At 35.3% G+C, this 16,813-nt stretch carries 12 protein-coding genes and 2 pseudogenes; 11 read left to right on the forward strand and 3 right to left on the reverse strand.

Annotated features, from left to right (window positions below):
* The first annotated feature begins 12 nt into the window (after window positions 1–12).
* From HMPREF0381_RS07860 to HMPREF0381_RS07880, 5 genes are all read left to right on the forward strand, one after another.
* Complete coding sequence (locus tag HMPREF0381_RS07860; protein ID WP_008751422.1) at window positions 13–1,878, forward strand: TIGR03960 family B12-binding radical SAM protein; 1,866 nt, start codon at window positions 13–15, stop codon at window positions 1,876–1,878.
* Window positions 1,868–2,587 (forward strand): TIGR03936 family radical SAM-associated protein, encoded by a 720-nt coding sequence (locus HMPREF0381_RS07865; RefSeq protein WP_242824447.1) that lies wholly within the window; start codon window positions 1,868–1,870, stop codon window positions 2,585–2,587. Before HMPREF0381_RS07860 ends, HMPREF0381_RS07865 begins: the two co-directional genes overlap by 11 nt.
* Entirely contained in the window at window positions 2,562–3,593 is a 1,032-nt protein-coding gene (locus tag HMPREF0381_RS07870; protein WP_008751424.1) for a ribonuclease E/G, read from the forward strand. The genes HMPREF0381_RS07865 and HMPREF0381_RS07870 overlap by 26 nt, the downstream gene beginning before the upstream one ends.
* A 100-nt stretch (window positions 3,594–3,693) precedes the next feature.
* A complete protein-coding gene (locus HMPREF0381_RS07875) occupies window positions 3,694–4,758 on the forward strand; it encodes an FAD:protein FMN transferase (protein ID WP_008751425.1) in 1,065 nt (354 codons plus the stop codon).
* An 82-nt stretch (window positions 4,759–4,840) separates the two neighbouring features.
* On the forward strand, window positions 4,841–5,635 hold the full coding sequence (locus tag HMPREF0381_RS07880) for an SseB family protein (RefSeq protein ID WP_008751426.1): 795 nt from the start codon (window positions 4,841–4,843) through the stop codon (window positions 5,633–5,635).
* 115 nt (window positions 5,636–5,750) lie between these two features.
* Here the strand turns inward: HMPREF0381_RS07880 and HMPREF0381_RS07885 are convergent, their stop codons facing one another.
* Window positions 5,751–7,112, reverse strand: a complete 1,362-nt coding sequence (locus HMPREF0381_RS07885; RefSeq protein WP_008751427.1) for a citrate/2-methylcitrate synthase — start codon at window positions 7,110–7,112, stop codon at window positions 5,751–5,753.
* Between the two features lie 229 nt (window positions 7,113–7,341).
* Between HMPREF0381_RS07885 and HMPREF0381_RS07890 the strand changes: the two genes are divergently transcribed.
* From HMPREF0381_RS07890 to HMPREF0381_RS07915, 6 genes are all read left to right on the forward strand, one after another.
* Window positions 7,342–8,451 carry a substrate-binding domain-containing protein gene (locus HMPREF0381_RS07890; protein ID WP_008751428.1) on the forward strand — a complete coding sequence of 370 codons (1,110 nt, stop codon included), beginning with the start codon at window positions 7,342–7,344 and terminating at the stop codon, window positions 8,449–8,451.
* Between the two features lie 66 nt (window positions 8,452–8,517).
* Entirely contained in the window at window positions 8,518–10,026 is a 1,509-nt protein-coding gene (locus HMPREF0381_RS07895; RefSeq protein WP_008751429.1) for a sugar ABC transporter ATP-binding protein, read from the forward strand.
* Window positions 10,027–10,037: 11 nt separating this feature from the next.
* Entirely contained in the window at window positions 10,038–11,024 is a 987-nt protein-coding gene (locus HMPREF0381_RS07900; RefSeq protein WP_008751430.1) for a galactose/methyl galactoside ABC transporter permease MglC, read from the forward strand.
* Window positions 11,025–11,148: 124 nt separating this feature from the next.
* Complete coding sequence (locus HMPREF0381_RS07905) at window positions 11,149–11,325, forward strand: type II toxin-antitoxin system Phd/YefM family antitoxin (RefSeq protein ID WP_008751431.1); 177 nt, start codon at window positions 11,149–11,151, stop codon at window positions 11,323–11,325.
* A gap of 410 nt (window positions 11,326–11,735) precedes the next feature.
* Window positions 11,736–13,520: an FtsX-like permease family protein gene (locus HMPREF0381_RS07910; protein WP_242824410.1), complete on the forward strand. Its 1,785-nt coding sequence runs from the start codon at window positions 11,736–11,738 to the stop codon at window positions 13,518–13,520.
* A gap of 9 nt (window positions 13,521–13,529) precedes the next feature.
* Complete coding sequence (locus tag HMPREF0381_RS07915; protein WP_040461292.1) at window positions 13,530–14,300, forward strand: ABC transporter ATP-binding protein; 771 nt, start codon at window positions 13,530–13,532, stop codon at window positions 14,298–14,300.
* Between the two features lie 30 nt (window positions 14,301–14,330).
* Here HMPREF0381_RS07915 and istA read toward each other — a convergent pair.
* Window positions 14,331–15,267: pseudogene (istA, locus tag HMPREF0381_RS15910) on the reverse strand (IS21 family transposase); the annotation flags it as partial.
* 185 nt (window positions 15,268–15,452) lie between these two features.
* Window positions 15,453–16,813, reverse strand: a pseudogene (locus tag HMPREF0381_RS07930) (IS1634 family transposase); the annotation flags it as partial.

Genomic DNA, 16,813 nt, shown 5'->3' on the forward strand with positions numbered 1-16,813 from the left:
AAAGAGGAATATATGAGAAAATTGGCACTAAGCGATGATATACTGCTTAGCGTTGACAAGCCGGCAAGATATATTGGTGGTGAGTTAAATTCAAGAGATAAAAATTTAGATGATGTTGATATAAGATTTGTGATGTGCTTTCCTGATGTATATGAAATTGGAATGAGCCATATCGGAATACAGATTCTATACGATATGTTAAACAGGAGAGAAGACACATTCTGTGAGAGATTATTTTCACCATGGGTGGATCTTGACAAGATATTAAGAGAGAAAAATATACCGCTTTTCTCATTGGAGAGTCAGGAAGCTGTAAAGGATGCGGATTTTCTCGGTATCACATTGCAGTATGAGATGTGCTATACAAATATTTTACAAGTACTTGAGTTATCACAGATACCGATATATGCAAATGATAGGGGAGAAGAATTCCCTATTGTTATAGGTGGCGGTCCATGCGCCTATAACCCGGAGCCTTTGGCACCTTTTTTTGATATTTTCTATATTGGAGAAGGTGAGGTGGTATATGATAAACTGCTTGACCTTTACAAGGAATGTAAAAAGAATAATCTTTCAAAGAATGAGTTTTTATTAAAAGCGGCACAGATAGACGGAATGTATATCCCGAAGTTTTATGATGTGACATATAAGCCTGACGGTACAATAGATAAATTTACACCTAAGTATGATAAAGTCCCAAGTGTTATTCATAGAGTGGTTGTCCAAAATATGGACACGGTTTCATATCTTTCAAAGCCTGTAGTACCTTTTATTAAGGTTACTCAGGACAGAGTGGTGCTTGAAATAATGAGAGGCTGTATCAGAGGTTGCAGATTCTGTCAGGCAGGGAATGTATACAGACCGCAGAGAGAACATTCACTTGAATATCTTATAAATTATGCAAAGACAATGCTTGATATCACAGGAGCGGAAGAAATTTCACTCAGCTCTCTCAGTTCAAGTGACTACAGCCAACTTGGAAAACTTCTGGAGTTTTTACTTGAATATACTAAGGAGAGAGGTATCAATATCTCTTTGCCTTCACTTAGAATAGATGCATTTTCACTTGATGTGATGAGTAAAGTACAGGATGTAAAGAAAAGCTCACTTACCTTTGCACCTGAAGCAGGTACACAAAGACTGAGAGATGTTATAAATAAAGGGATTACTGAAGAAGATATATTAAACGGATCTATGGAGGCGTTTAAGGGCGGATGGAATAAAGTCAAGCTTTATTTTATGCTTGGACTTCCTACAGAAACAGATGAGGATGTAAAGGGTATACCAAAACTTTGTGAGAAAATTGCAAAGAATTACTATTCAATACCGAAGGATCAAAGAGTAGGTAAGATTTCCATCACTGCAAGCTCATCATTTTTTGTGCCGAAGCCGTTTACACCCTTCCAGTGGGCAAAGATGGAGACAAGAGATGAATACTTGAGAAGAGCACATTTAGTTAAGGATACTATGAGACAGCAGCTCAATCAAAAAAGTATGAAATATCAATACCATGATGCCGAGGTCACACTGCTTGAGGGACTTATGGCAAGAGGTGACAGAAAAATTGCCGATGTTATTGTAAGTGCTTATAAAAACAGTGCAATGTATGATTCATGGTCAGATCGGTTCAGTATGGAATACTGGAATAAAGCGTATGAAGAAACAGGAATCGACCCCGACTTTTATACTCTTAGAGAAAGAGAGATTGATGAAGTATTTCCATGGGATTTTATAGACTGTGGTATTACAAAGAGTTTCCTTATCAGAGAGTGGAATACGGCACATAAGGATAAGATTACGCCGAATTGCAGACAGCAATGTATGGGTTGCGGTGCAAGAAAGTATAACGGAGGTGTTTGTCTTGAAAGTGCGAATTAAGTTTGAAAAGACAGATCATATGCGTTTTATCGGACATTTGGATTTGATGAGATATTTTCAAAAAGCTATGAGAAGGGCGGATATTCCGATAAAATACAGCGAAGGTTTTTCACCACATCAGATAATGTCATTTGGCGCACCCCTAAGTATGGGAGTATCGGGACTTGGTGAATATATGGATATTGAGCTGAAAGATGAAAGTCATATTTCTTCAAAAGAGGCTATAGACAGACTGAATTCTGTGATGTGTACAGGTATGAAGATTACAAAATTTCTGCAAATACCTGATGACTCAAAGCCTGCTATGGCACTTATGGATACCGCGGATTTTAGGGCGGAGTTTAAAGAGCATATATCACAGGAAAAAATAAAGAAGGCTGTAGATAAACTGCTTTCACGGGAGTCAATTTTTCTTACAAAGGTGTCAAAGAAAAAAAAGAAAAATGAGTACGGCAAGTTTGTGGAAGTGGAGACTACAAATGTAACGGATATTAAGCCTTTTATATATAAGCTTGAAGCTGTAGAAAACGGTGTATTTATGCATTTATCTCAGGGAAGTACCAACAATATAAAACCTGCCTTTGTAATGGATTTTTTGGAGGAAGAGGGTCTTGAAGGTGCAAAAAGAAATAAATACTGTTTATATAGGCTTGATATGTATACAAATGAAGGGAAGGCCTTAGATGAGTACGGCTGTGAAATTATCTAAACTTCTTATTACAGAATATAGAGGTAAGCTTTTTGCCATATCATATGATGGAGATAGAGCCAATGAGATAGAGTATATTGAAAACAATTCTTTACTTGGCAGTATTCATATAGGAAGAGTTAAAAAGATATCTAAGAATATAAATGCGGCATTTGTAGAGATAGAATACAATAAAGAGCGTCAGATTGTATACTTTGATATGGATGATTTTAAATATCTTATTTTTGCGGATGAAAAAGAGCATCCGGTGCTTTATGAGGGTGATGATATTGTGATAAGGATATCAAAGCTTCCTATAAAAAATAAGCTTGCAGGTGCAACTGCCGATATATCAGATGTGAGCGGTGAAGTACTTGATAATATAAAAGCAAGGAAAAATTATATCAAGTCACCATGTATGTTATATGCCGGGGAAAATGATTATATTGAGATAATAAAAGACAGATTAAAATATTCCGCATTTGATATAGTTACAGATATTAAAGAAATCTATGACGGAACAGTAAGCTTTTTATCACAAAATTATAGCGAGGCGGTTGATAGGGTCAGATTTTATGACGATACTATGATTACACTGAATAAGCTGTACTCTATAGACACATTATTTGAGAGTGCTGTTAATAAAAAAGTCTGGCTAAATGACGGCGGCTATCTTTTTATAGAATCCACCGAAGCCTTGACAGTTATTGATGTAAATACCGGAAAGAATGTTCAGAAAAAGGATGCTTCCGCAATCAAGTTAAATACCAATCTTGAAGCGATAAAAGAAAGTGCAAGACAAATGCGTCTAAGAAATATTTCCGGTATTATTATAATTGACCTGATAAATACCACAGATAAGTCACAAATAGACCTTATATATCATACTATGAAAGATTATCTGAAAGAGGACAGGCTGAATGCTGTAGCGATAGATATAACAAAGCTTTGTCTCTTTGAGATAACCAGAAGAAAAAGAAAGCCAAGCCTGCTTGAGGTGATGAAAAAGCAGGGCTATTACAGTTGACGAATTTTAGGTTATATAATATGATGTTAAAGTTAAAAGTTATATAGACCTAACCGATAAAATCATATAACTAAAATATTGAAAAAGCCAGGAGATTATTTTGAAGAATTTTAATAAGAAGACTGTAATAGCTGTACTTGTAGTAATTGTAGTACTTGTAATTATAGCAATTGTCGGTAAGAACGGCAGTATGAGATCCGTTGCAAACAACTTTGACTTGTCACTTGATAAAAACAGTGATGAACCGTTGACAGATACAACATTTGCACTTGATACATTTATCACTGTGACAATATATCATGGCGGTGATGAAACTGTACTTAAAGATTCACTTGATTTTATAAGAAAATATGAGACGGTATTTTCAGCGACCAATCCGGATGCCGAACTTTATAAGTTGAATCATAGAGAAAAGGGTGTTATGAGTGTTAAGACAAGTGAGGATCTTGCCTACTTAATAGATAAGTCATTATATTACAGTAAAATATCAAACGGTGCCTTTGATATTACTACGCAGCCGCTTAAAGAACTTTGGGATTTTAATACGGAGACTCCAAAATTGCCGAGTGAAGAGAGTATAAAGGAAGCCCTGCCGAAGGTAGACTACAAAAAGGTAAGTGTAGAGGGAGATACCGTAAAATTTACCTCAGACGATACAATGATTGACCTTGGTGCCATTGCAAAGGGATATATAGCTGATAAGACCAAGGAATTTTTAGTCGGTAAGGGTGTAGACAGTGCTATAATAAATCTGGGCGGAAATGTACTGTGTATAGGTAAGAAGCCGAACGGACAAAATTTTACTATAGGACTTCAAAAACCGTATGCAGACAGAAATGAGACTGTGGCACTACTTAAAGTAAATGATGAATCAGTGGTGTCATCAGGAGTATATGAGAGGCATTTTGTAATAGACGGCAAGAATTATCACCATATCTTAAACCCGAAGACAGGATATCCATATGATAACGGACTTATTGAGGTGAGTATACTTACAAAGTCATCTACAGATGCAGATGCACTTTCGACTACATGCTTTTCACTTGGAGTGGAAGAAGGTATTAAGCTGTTAAACAGTATACCTGATACCTATGGGTACTTTATTTTATCAGATTACAGCATAGTATATTCAGACGGTGCAAAGGAGCAACTGGCCGGTTCATAATCATTTTTAAATATATTGTAAATTGACTTTAATAAGTGAAAAGTATATATTAGTGTCAAGAAAAATATTTTTGGAGATAAAAATGGACAGAAGAGAAGTACTTTCAACCATCCCGAAGGCGGTCAATCTTTATATAATTCATTCAGAATTTACAAGATTGCCATACATTGAGTGTGATGATAAAACCTTTGATGATGTGGCATTTTTCTTTGATATAAAGGAAAATGCAGATAAAAAATCAAAAGAATTACTTGAAAAGAAACAAAAGAATACTGTAGTAGAGCTTAATCAGGAAGGCATACTTAGAGCATTTACACATCTTGTTATAGCAGGAGTGGATGCCATAAAGTATAACTGTCAGGGTGAGGATTATGTAATTCAGCTTAATGAGATTGTAAAGCTTTCAGATTTCAGCGATTTGCCACCTGAAAAAAGACCTGTAGAGAATAGAACCTTACAACTTACAATGCTTTATTTTGCACAGGAGATTAGAGCAAATATTGACAATCCGAATACACCTGAGATACATGATATGGAAGAGGAGATGATGGTCAATATCCTTAAGGCAAGATTTTTGGTTCCTGTAAGAGAGGTGGAAGTAGAAGGACAGACTCAGATGCAGATGCTTATGATAAAGCTTGGTGAAAACGGTGGCAGTATGATACCTGTATTTACAGACAATATAGAGTTTGACAAGATGCCGAATGATGAGACAGTCAAAAAGACTATCATTGACGCAAAAAGCCTTGTCAACTTCCCGCTTACACCGGAGTGTGACGGCTTCCTTATCAACCCTATGGGAGTGAGCCTGCCGCTTAATGCAGGTATAGTAAATAATTTAAAGAATATGGAGATAGCACCGGCAGATAAAGAATAATTCGGTTAAGGTGTTGTTTTAAAAATTAGCCCCATGTAGCGATGTATATGCTATATGGGGCGATTTTATTTTTATTGCTATAATTTTTTATTAACGAATATTGCAATTGCCTGATTTATTTTCTGTCTTTCATCTCAACATATTCTTCATGCTCTTTTACAGCCATATATGCAGGTCTTATAATCTTGTCGGTATTGATAAGCTCTTCAATTCTGTGAGCGCTCCAACCTACTATTCTTGAGCAGGCAAATATAGGAGTATACAGCTCGGTAGGTAAGTCAAGCATGCCGTAGACAAAGCCGCTGTAAAAATCTATATTTGCACTGACACCCTTGTAGATATGTCTTTCGGCTCCGATAACTTCAGGAGCAAGCCTTTCCACAGCACTGTAAAGTTTAAAATCGTTGTCTCTGTGCTTTGCATGGGCAAGCTGTTGTACATATTGCTTAAAAATATTTGCACGAGGATCTGAAAGTGAATATACGGCATGACCCATACCGTATATAAGCCCGGATTTATCAAATGCTTCTTTTCGAAGCAGTTTTAAAAGGTATGTTTTTATCTCCTCATCATCATTTATATCATGAATATTTTTTTTCATATCCTTGAACATTTCCACTACCTTTATATTGGCTCCACCATGTTTAGGTCCCTTCAATGAACCCAGTGCGGCAGCGATAGCCGAGTAGGTATCCGTACCTGATGAAGTAACCACATGAGTTGTAAAGGTGGAGTTGTTACCGCCGCCATGCTCCATATGTAAAACCATTGCCAGATCAAGCACTCTTGCTTCAAGATTTGTATACTTTCTGTCCTCTCTAAGCATCATAAGAATATTTTCGGCTGTAGAAAGCTCATTTGAAGGTCGATGTATATACATACTCTTATCTCTGATATAGTGGTTGTATGCGTGATAACCGTATACACACATCATCGGAAAAGTGGCTATAAGATTGATACACTGTCTGAGGACATTTGCAAGTGAAGTATCATCTGCTCTGGTATCATAGGCATATAGCGTAAGCACCGACCTTGATAGTGTATTCATCATATCCTTGCTTGGAGCTTTCATTATTACATCTCTTGTAAAGTTTTTCGGTAATGTCCTTTGTTCACCAAGTAAGGTTCTGAAAGATTTCAGTTGTGCTTCATTTGGAAGACTTCCAAAGAGCATCAGATACGCTACTTCTTCAAATCCGAATCTCTCTTCTTTAAGAAAGCCGTCCGTAATCTCATGTATATCAATACCCTGATATCTTAATTCACCGTCACAGGGAATTTTTTCACCGTTTACCTTTTTGAATGAAGTAATCTCTGAAATTCTTGTAAGACCGGCTCTTACTCCTTCTCCCTGTAGATTCCTCAGTCCTCTCTGCACATCATATTCCTTGTACAAAGCTTGGTTGATGGATAAATTTGAGAGACATTTGGCTGTCAAGTCCTCTATTTCCTTTGTTATCTTTTGATTGTATCCCATAGTTGCCTCCTTCTATATAAGTATATGATGATTTTGTAAACAGCAATTATCATCAATTGCTTATAATTGTACAACTTTTTTGCAAATAATAAAATCAAAATTTATTAGGAATTATTTTTTATTTAGCAAAAATTTTAATAAAAACCGTAAAAAAATCTATGTAAAATAATCGTAATCAATATTAATATATGCTTACAAAGTAAATGAACAAGATAAAGGGAGGAAAACAATGAGATTGTTCAAAAAAGTATTAGCGGTATCGGTAGCATCTATGTGTGCTGTTTCATTAGCAGCATGTGGAGGCGGCAAAAGTGCGGAAACCACAGCAGCTGTAAGCAGTGAGTCAAAGGAAGAATCTAAAACAGGTGAGAGTGTTTCAAAGGCGGTAGCCGACACAGGTAAGGACGCAAAGGATATCAAAGTAGGAATTTCAATTTACAAGTTTGATGACAACTTTATGACACTTTATCGTAATAAGCTGGTTAGATATCTCACAGAAGATTGCGGTATTCCGAAAGATAATATAGTAGTTCAGGATGGTAAGAATGATCAGGCTGAACAGACAAACCAGATTAACAACTTTATTGCAACAAAGGTTGATGTTATGATTCTTAACCTCGTACAGTCATCTTCAGCACCTACAGTTACAGATCTTGCTAAGGAAGCAGGAATCCCTATAGTTTATATTAACCGTGAGCCGGATGAGACAGAAGAGTCAAGATGGGCTTCTGACGGTATCAAGGCTACATATGTAGGTGCTGATGCTCGTCAGTCAGGAACATTCCAAGGTGAAGAGATTGCAGAACTTGACAACAAGGGAGATATTAACGGTGACGGAACAGTTAAGTATATAATGATTCAGGGTGATCCTGAAAATATTGATGCACAGTACAGAACAGAGTACTCGGTTAAAGCACTTACCGAAAAGAGCGGGTTAAAGGCTGAAGAGCTTCTTATCCAAAGAGGAGATTGGGATCAGGCTAAGGGACAACAGATTGCGCAGGATGCTCTTACACAGTATGGAAAAGATATTGAAGTTATCTTCTGTAATAATGATGCAATGGCACTTGGCGCGCTTCAGGCTATCAATGCGGCAGGTAGAAAGGTTGGAGAGGATATTTATATAGTAGGTGTTGATGCACTTGCAGAGGCCGTTCAGAATGTATCTGAAGGAAAGATGACAGGTACAGTATTTAACGACTTTATCAGTCAGGCACAGGCGGCAGCAAAGGCGGCTATATCATTTACCAATGATGAGAAGGTGGATACAAAGATTCCTGTAGACTATGTTAAGGTTACAAAAGATAATGCGGCAGATATTTTAAAACTTGTAAAATAATAAATCAACTTATGTGAACATCTTTCGGGTGTGCAATTGCACACCCGATTTTTGAAAGGAGCAAGGATGTCAGAGTACAGATTGGAAATGAGAGGGGTATCAAAAAGTTTCCCGGGTGTAAAAGCACTTGACAATATCCATCTTAATGTAAGACCAGGCAGCGTACATGCTCTTATGGGTGAAAACGGAGCGGGCAAATCCACACTTATGAAATGTCTGTTTGGAATATATACACCGGATACCGGAGAGGTCTATGTAGACGGAGAAAAAATGAATATACTAAATCCCGATGATGCACTTCATAAGGGACTTGCGATGGTTCATCAGGAGTTGCAGCCTGTACCTGCAAGGTCAATTGCGGAAAATATGTTTCTGGGAAGATATCCTACAATCAATTTCGGACCGCTAAAGGTAATAGACCATAAGAAGATGGAGAGTGAAGCCGCTAAATGGCTGAAAGAAGTAAAACTTAATGTGAATCCTAATGAATTACTTCAGACATTGTCTATTTCACAGATGCAGTCTGTAGAGATAGCAAAGGCTGTTTCAATGGGAGCAAAAATCATCATTTTGGATGAACCGACATCATCACTTACAGAAAATGAGGTAAGCGGACTATTTAAGATAATAAGAGAATTAAGACAAAAGGGCGTATCTCTTATATATATCTCACATAAGATGGCGGAAATAAGAGAAATAGCAGATGATATAACAATAATGAGAGACGGTACCTATGTGGGAACGTGGGAAGTAAAGAATATCAGTGACAGTGAAATAATAAAACAGATGGTAGGTAGAGAACTTTCAAATATCTATCCGCCAAAGAATAACATAGAAAAAGGTGAAGTTATACTTAAGGTGGATAACCTTACAAGTATACATGAAAATATATTCAGAAACTGCTCATTTGAACTTAGAAGAGGTGAGATACTCGGCTTTGGAGGGCTTGTAGGCGCAGGCAGAAGCGAGCTTATGGAAGCCGTATTCGGACTCAGAAGTATTAAATCCGGAAAAGTATATATGAAGGGAAAGGAGCAGACCATTTCAAGACCGAAAGACGCTATAAAGGACGGTCTTGGAATGATTACAGAGGATAGAAGAGGTACAGGAATACTTGGTTGCCTTTCAATAGCGGATAATGTGGCCATTTCCTCACTTAATAACTATCTTATAGCAGGTATTGCTTTGGATGACGGTAAAATAAAAAAGGTGGTGGATGAGAATGTAAGCAAGCTCAGTATAAAGACTCCAAGCAATAAGACTCTTATACAGTCATTATCAGGAGGAAACCAGCAAAAGGTAATTATTGCAAGATGGCTTGCCAATAATCCGGATGTGCTTATAATGGATGAGCCTACAAGAGGTATAGATATAGGTGCAAAGTATGAAATATATCAGATAATGATAAATTTAGCAAAACAGGGGAAAGGCATCATAATGATTTCTTCCGAGATGCCTGAACTTATCGGAATGTCAGATAGAATAATTGTTATGTGCAATGGCGAAATCACAGGTGAAGTTTCAGAAGATGAAGCAACACAGGAAAATATTATGTCATTGGCAACAAGATTTTAGGAGGAGTACTGATGAATACAAAATCTTTAGATATAAAGAAATTGTTGCTTGATAACGGTATAATAATAGTTCTACTTTTGCTTGTATTATTCACGGGTATTATGAAGGACAATTTCTTTTCAGCAAATAACTTGAAAAATGTTTTGGTAAATGTGGCACCGAGAGTCATAATAGCCTTTGGCGTATCAGCCTGTCTTATAACAAAGGGTACAGACCTTTCAGCAGGTCGTCTTGTAGGACTTTCAGCATGTATTGCAGGTACTCTTTTACAAAATAAAGACTATGCAAACAAGATGTTCCCAAATCTTGGGGATATGAATATCTTTTTAGTACTTTTGATTTCAGTTGCAATATGTGCTGTATTCGGATTTGTTAACGGTGTAGTTGTAGCACATCTGAACGTGCCTGCATTTATCGGAACTCTCGGAATGCAGCTTATAGTATACGGTGTATGTCTTGTTTATACAAAGGCGGAGCCTATCGGAGGGTACAGAACAGCTTATACAACAGTAGCTACAGGTAATTTCCTTAAAATACCTTATCTTTTTATCTATGCACTTGTTATCGGACTTATCATGTGGTTTGTATTTAACAAGACAAGGCATGGTAAATATATGTATGCAATAGGTGGTAACGAAGCGGCAGCAGAAGTTTCAGGTGTCAATGTTAAGAAGACAAAGATTATCATCTATACATCCGCAGCGGTACTATATGCAATTGCCGGTTTCTTACTTGGTGCAAAATCAGGCGGTTCATCTGTAAATATGGGTGCTTCATATGAGCTTGAGGCAATCGCTGCTTGTACTATCGGCGGTGTGTCTGTAAACGGCGGTATCGGTAGAATATCAGGTTGTGTAATCGGTGTTTTGGTATTTGAGCTTTTGAAATCATCAATGCAATTCCTCGGAATCAAGCCGGACTTCCAGTTTATAGTACAGGGTGTTATCATCGTTGTCGCTATAGCGCTTGATATAAGAAAATATATACAGAAGAAGTAATTGATTAAAATATAAAACTCCATTTACACCCCTTATATGTATGATATTCATATAAGGGGTGTTTTTAAACAGGTATTGACACCTCCTACATGTACACTATAATGTACATATAGGAGGTAGCTTTGTGATCAATACAAATATAACAAATTTTAGAAAAGATATTTTTGGATTATTAGAACAGACTGTAAAATACAACGAGCCGATAAATGTAAAAACTAAGGACGGAAATGCGGTTATTATAAGTGAGGAAGACTACAACGGTTTGATGGAGACATTATATTCATCTCAATTCCCGGTATGAAAGAAAAGGTTGTTGAAGGTTTGAAGACTTCTGTAGAGGATTGTATACCTGAGGATCAGGTGGAGTGGTAATGTACTCTATTGTTTATACTAAAAAAGCGGGTGGAAGTTGCAAATCAGGTTGTAATAATACATGTAAGTCTTCCTATAAAGGCTCTTGCTTTACGAGTTGTAAAAATAGTTGCAGATTCTCAGCTACGAGAAGATAGCTTTAAGCAATATGATTATATATTATTAGATACATAATAATATTTTATATAATATAATAAGTTTTGCAGAAGAAGAGGAATTATGCTATATACATTAATATTAAAAAATATGAAATCAAAGTATAAAGATTATATATTCTATTTGGTAAGTTCGGTGATAGCAGTAGCAGAATATATCATTATATCAAGTTATTTGAATGCTATGAGAGAAGTTGTAAAAATAGAAAATATTAAAATTATGAACAATGAGATTAGCACACTCAAATGGATTTCTTATGTATTCCTGTTTATTTCGTTATGCTTTATTATTTATACATTTTTAAACTACACAAAAAAGAAAAGCAGAGATTATGCTATTTTTATTATTTTAGGACAGAAAAAATCAAATTTATTCAAATGTATAATAATTGAACTTCTTGCCACATATATTGTATCCATGATTTTGGGGAGCATGATTGGGGCGTCTTTTTACCATGGAAGTATATACCTTTTTAAAAAAGTGTTTTTATATGAATTTCCGATGGTTATATATCCAATAAAAAGCTATATTTTCATTTATATGATATATTTTGCTTTATATTTTATATCTGCTCTTTGTATTTATATTAAGATAAGAAAAATGAAATTAAATGATTTGCTTATAGAGGAACAAAGAGCAGATACATTAGCTAAAAAAGGCTGGTATAGATTTGTATTTGGAATTATTTTGTCGATACTTTCTTTGTATGTTATTTTAATTCAACAAGGAGGTGTAATTTTACGAACATTTTCTTCCATATTGTTAATTTCTATAGGGCTATATTTTATTTTTGTATCTATGGCATTTCCTATACTACAATTATTAAGAGGAGAAACAAAGTTATATTATAAAAATTTTTTATTTATAAATAATTTTGTCTTTCGATTCAATAAATTTAGTAAGATTATATATTTTTCATTATTAAGTGGAATAATCCTACTTGTTTTCATAGGAGTAAATATTTATAATAACATATATGCAAATACAGTAGAAAGCTATCAAATGATGTACCCAAATGACTTTGTTATAGAGAGCTATTCTGTGCCAAATACCTTGATTGAAAGCCTGAAAAATTCAAAAATTCCTATGGATATATCTGCACTGGAGGTTTCGGAAATAAAAAATAACCAAAATAAAAATATAGGGGATATAAGATGTGTAGATATTGAACGCTATAATACCTTTCGCAATAAAAATTGGACTCTGAAGAGTGGAGAGATAATAGGGATTTGTTTGAAATTGGAGGAAGATTTTGAGGCGTTAAATGGAGAGAGTTTTATATCGATTTACACTATAGACGGACAACAATTTGACTATAGTATTAAAAGCAGATATTGGGAAAATATATTTGGAGTATTTGAAAACTATGGAAATGAATATATGTTTTTGATGAATCACAGAGACTATGAGGATATCAGCAGACATGGACAGAATAAACATATTATATTTGTAAATGCAAAAGAGCATGGAGATCAAAATCGTATTAAACAAGTACTGAATGATTACGAACAACAAGATGAAATGAAAGTAAGAATATATGAAAAGGATAAATATGTAGAAATAAATAGAAATGTAATACTTTGTATGCTTATTGTCTTCGTATTGGTAGCCATTGTAATCACTATCTTTAAGAATAGTGCAATCTATATAAATACATTTAGTCAGATAGATTATTTGTCGGAAAAATACAAGGCGTATTATATTATGGGCATGAACAAGAAGACTATTGCTAATACTGCCACAAGAGAACTTCAATTGCCTTTTATGATTCCTGTGATATTAGCAGGTATATTATCCATGATGTATCTTTATATACTATCCGGTGTTGGTGTCAATATGGTAGAGCAGAGAATTCAGATTTGCACTTTTTTTGCAATATTTATAGTTGGATATTTAACATTGGAATATATTTACTATAAAATACTTAAAAAACAATTTATTTCTTATATTTTAAGGCGATTAGGATAGGTGGGATATATGAACGAAGTTATAAAGGCTGTTGATTTAACCAAAATATATAGTAAGGAAGATAAGAAGAAAAAGGAAAAAATATCTGTTAATTTAAATCAAGTCTTAAATGGTGTCAGTTTAGAGGTATATCATGGGGACTTTATTAGCATTATGGGAAAATCAGGTTGTGGAAAAACTACTTTATTAAAAATACTTGGAGGAATTGAAGAGGCAACTACCGGAAGAGCAATTGTCGGAGATATTAATTTAAGTAGTTGTTCTGATGAAAAATTATCGGATGTTAGACAAAAAATAGTGGGATTTGTGTTTCAAGAATTTTATCTGGTAGATAGTCTGACTTTAAAAGAGAATATTCTATTACCTTTATATATAAGTAATAAGCCATATAGAGAGATTGAATCATTAATATTAGAAAATGCAAAAAGGTTTGAGATTGATAAAATTTTAGACAAATATCCAACAGAAGTATCAGGTGGTGAAAAACAAAGAACTGCAATATGTAGAGCAATTATAAACGAACCTAAGATAATATTAGCAGATGAACCTACCGGGAATTTAGATAGCATCAATTCTGAAATTGTAATAAAATATTTTGAAAGATTAAACTTAGAAGAAAATCGCACTATTTTAATGGTAACACATGATCCGACAATAGCAAGTTATAGTAAAAAAGTGTTATTAATGAAAGATGGGGCTATAGTAAAACAAATTGAAAAAGAAAATGGAGAAGATAAAAAAAAATTTATACAGAGAATTGTAGAGATAATGGACTATTGATGATATTCATCGATGATGAATTAAGTTCATTTTGATGTATTCATACGGAACTGAGGATAGCATTCCATCCACAGATATGTGATATATTGAACTGGACGGTGGCTGTCTTCCAGTCACTCAATTCAAAGTGGGTAGCAGGTAATGGCACAAGTAATGACTTTTCATCTTCAAGGAATAAGTCCAACCGGCTGCCCTCTTTCTTTTGAAAGAGCCTTCGATTGAACTGTTCCAGTTTTTCTCTGATTGCACGATTTAATTCGGTAAGAGAAAAGAACTGTTCATTCCGGAGTGCTACTGTTATCCAGGTAGAAATATTTCCTACCATTCCTTCAGCATTCGGCTTATCCTTTGGTGTCCTGACACGGGCAGGGATGATAGCTGTGCCATAGTGTTCAGCCATTTCCTGATAAGTTTCGTTGATCTGCCGGTCTTTCCAACCACCATTGTGAACAACTGCTGTCTTGTAGTTATCTGGTACGAGGATTCCGGCAACACCGCCAAAGAACTCGTACATATGGATATGAGCAGTGATCCATGATTTCTGCTTCATAGCCAGAACGGCTTCTATATACGCATACTGGCTGTAAGCCATTACACATACGAATATGTAAGCCTTTAAGATTTCACCGGTATCCGGGTCGATGATTGTTGCAGGATCCCCTGCCTAGTCAACTTCAACCTGCTCACCAGGTTTGCGATTGATGTGCATGGTAGCACGTCGTTTCTGCTCATCCTGCTGGATGTGATAGCAGAATTGAGAATACATGAGCGGCTCATCGCTGTTGGCACGGCAGTCCTCCATGTATTCAGTCCACAGGAGCTTTTTAATGACTCCGTTGCGGAGCAGTTCTTTGTGGATGTAGTCGTAGTCCGGCATACGCTTTTGAGAGCGGTCACATTGTTTTGAATAAAACAATCCTTCAAGAACTTCATCCGTTTGATTGTCTTCCAACGACCAAGAGATATCTTCAAGTTAATCTTCTAAAATATTTAATGAAATAAATGGGGGAGAGCCCCTCTCCCAAATATTTTTTTGAAACTTATACAAATTTGGAATCATGAAAAAGAATAGTTGACATTGTTTGAAAAAAGATGGTACCTGACTTCCGTCGTTTCTCTCAAAACCTAGTACTCTAGGTATCCAAGAGCATGCAGTTTTGAAAGAAACAAGCTAAGGTAGCATATCAAAAAATGCCCATAGATTGTTTCTTTTTTCTGTAAATAAACCGGCCTAGCATCCAGGTATGATTTTGTAAGCCTAAAAGATTCCTCAATCTTCCATAGGCTATGGTACGTCTTATATACCTGTAATGGTTCCATATCTGTTTCAGATGTAACTAAAAGATTATATCCTGCATATTTAAGGTCTTCATCAATCTTAGATTTATTTAAATCTATTATAGGCTTTATTGTTTTGCCTGCACTATCTTTAGTTATGATATCTACATATTTAGCACAATCTCCAAGTTCATCTTTTGCTATATTTTTGTATGTAGAAAACTTTGAAGCTTTATCAACCATCTTCATTATTTCAAGCCTTTGTTTTTTTGCAAGATTAGGATTATAAGAGACGATACGCTTTTCTTTTACAGAGAACCTTGTAACACTCTCTTTTCCTGTTTCAGGATCAATCTCTTTAAAACTGTAATCAAAGCTGTCAATACATGATTTAAGACGAAAAGATATATTACCTCTTTCATCAGTATAATTAGAAAAGACATTTGCGTCATTTTCAAGTAGAACCCATTTCTTTTCCTTTTCACTTAGATTCTTACCATGTATTGATTTTGAAAATATATAGCCGTCATTAGCTTCTTTAACAGCAGCATAAATATTTCTTGCACAATTAAGGCCTTTATCAGCCACCTGTATGGTCTTACCTGATACGTTATGTCGTTGCTTCATTTCTTCAATAACTTTTCTGATATATGGTTTTTCCGATTCATTACCGGGATACATTTGCATGGAGACAGGTACAAGATCAGCATCTAAAAGCAAAGCTTGCCCTATTATCGGAGAGTGCCTATTCTCTTTTGAAGGTCCCTTTTGCTTGTCATCGCCGGGGATATCAATTTCAAAGTAATAATTAGTACAATCGAAAAATACATTGCTTAAATCTCTTTTAAAATATTTTTCATAAGAGTGATTAAACAAATCAATGTACTTTTTATAGGACTCTCCTATGAAAGAACATCCGTCATATACTTGGTCTTCAGAGATGGTTGAACTGCCATAAAGGTATGGAAATACATGAGAGGCTGTCTTTGACTTAGAGCATGGTGATATAACCCTTGCATAAATAAGTTGTGTAATTAGATCAAATACAGAAAACTGAAAACGCATTTGAGAAGCAAGTATATCAATAGTCTCCTTAACATCCAACTCATCAATTAATGAGTAAAGTAAAAAGTGTCCTATATTAAGTTCAACAGGATTTGAAAATGCACGAGGACGTGACTCTTCAGAGAGATCTTTTGTTCTATTCTCATTTTGCTCTTTTACATAGTCGCTGT

It is taken from the genome of Lachnoanaerobaculum saburreum DSM 3986 (genome assembly GCF_000185385.1).
GTDB lineage: Bacteria > Bacillota > Clostridia > Lachnospirales > Lachnospiraceae > Lachnoanaerobaculum > Lachnoanaerobaculum saburreum.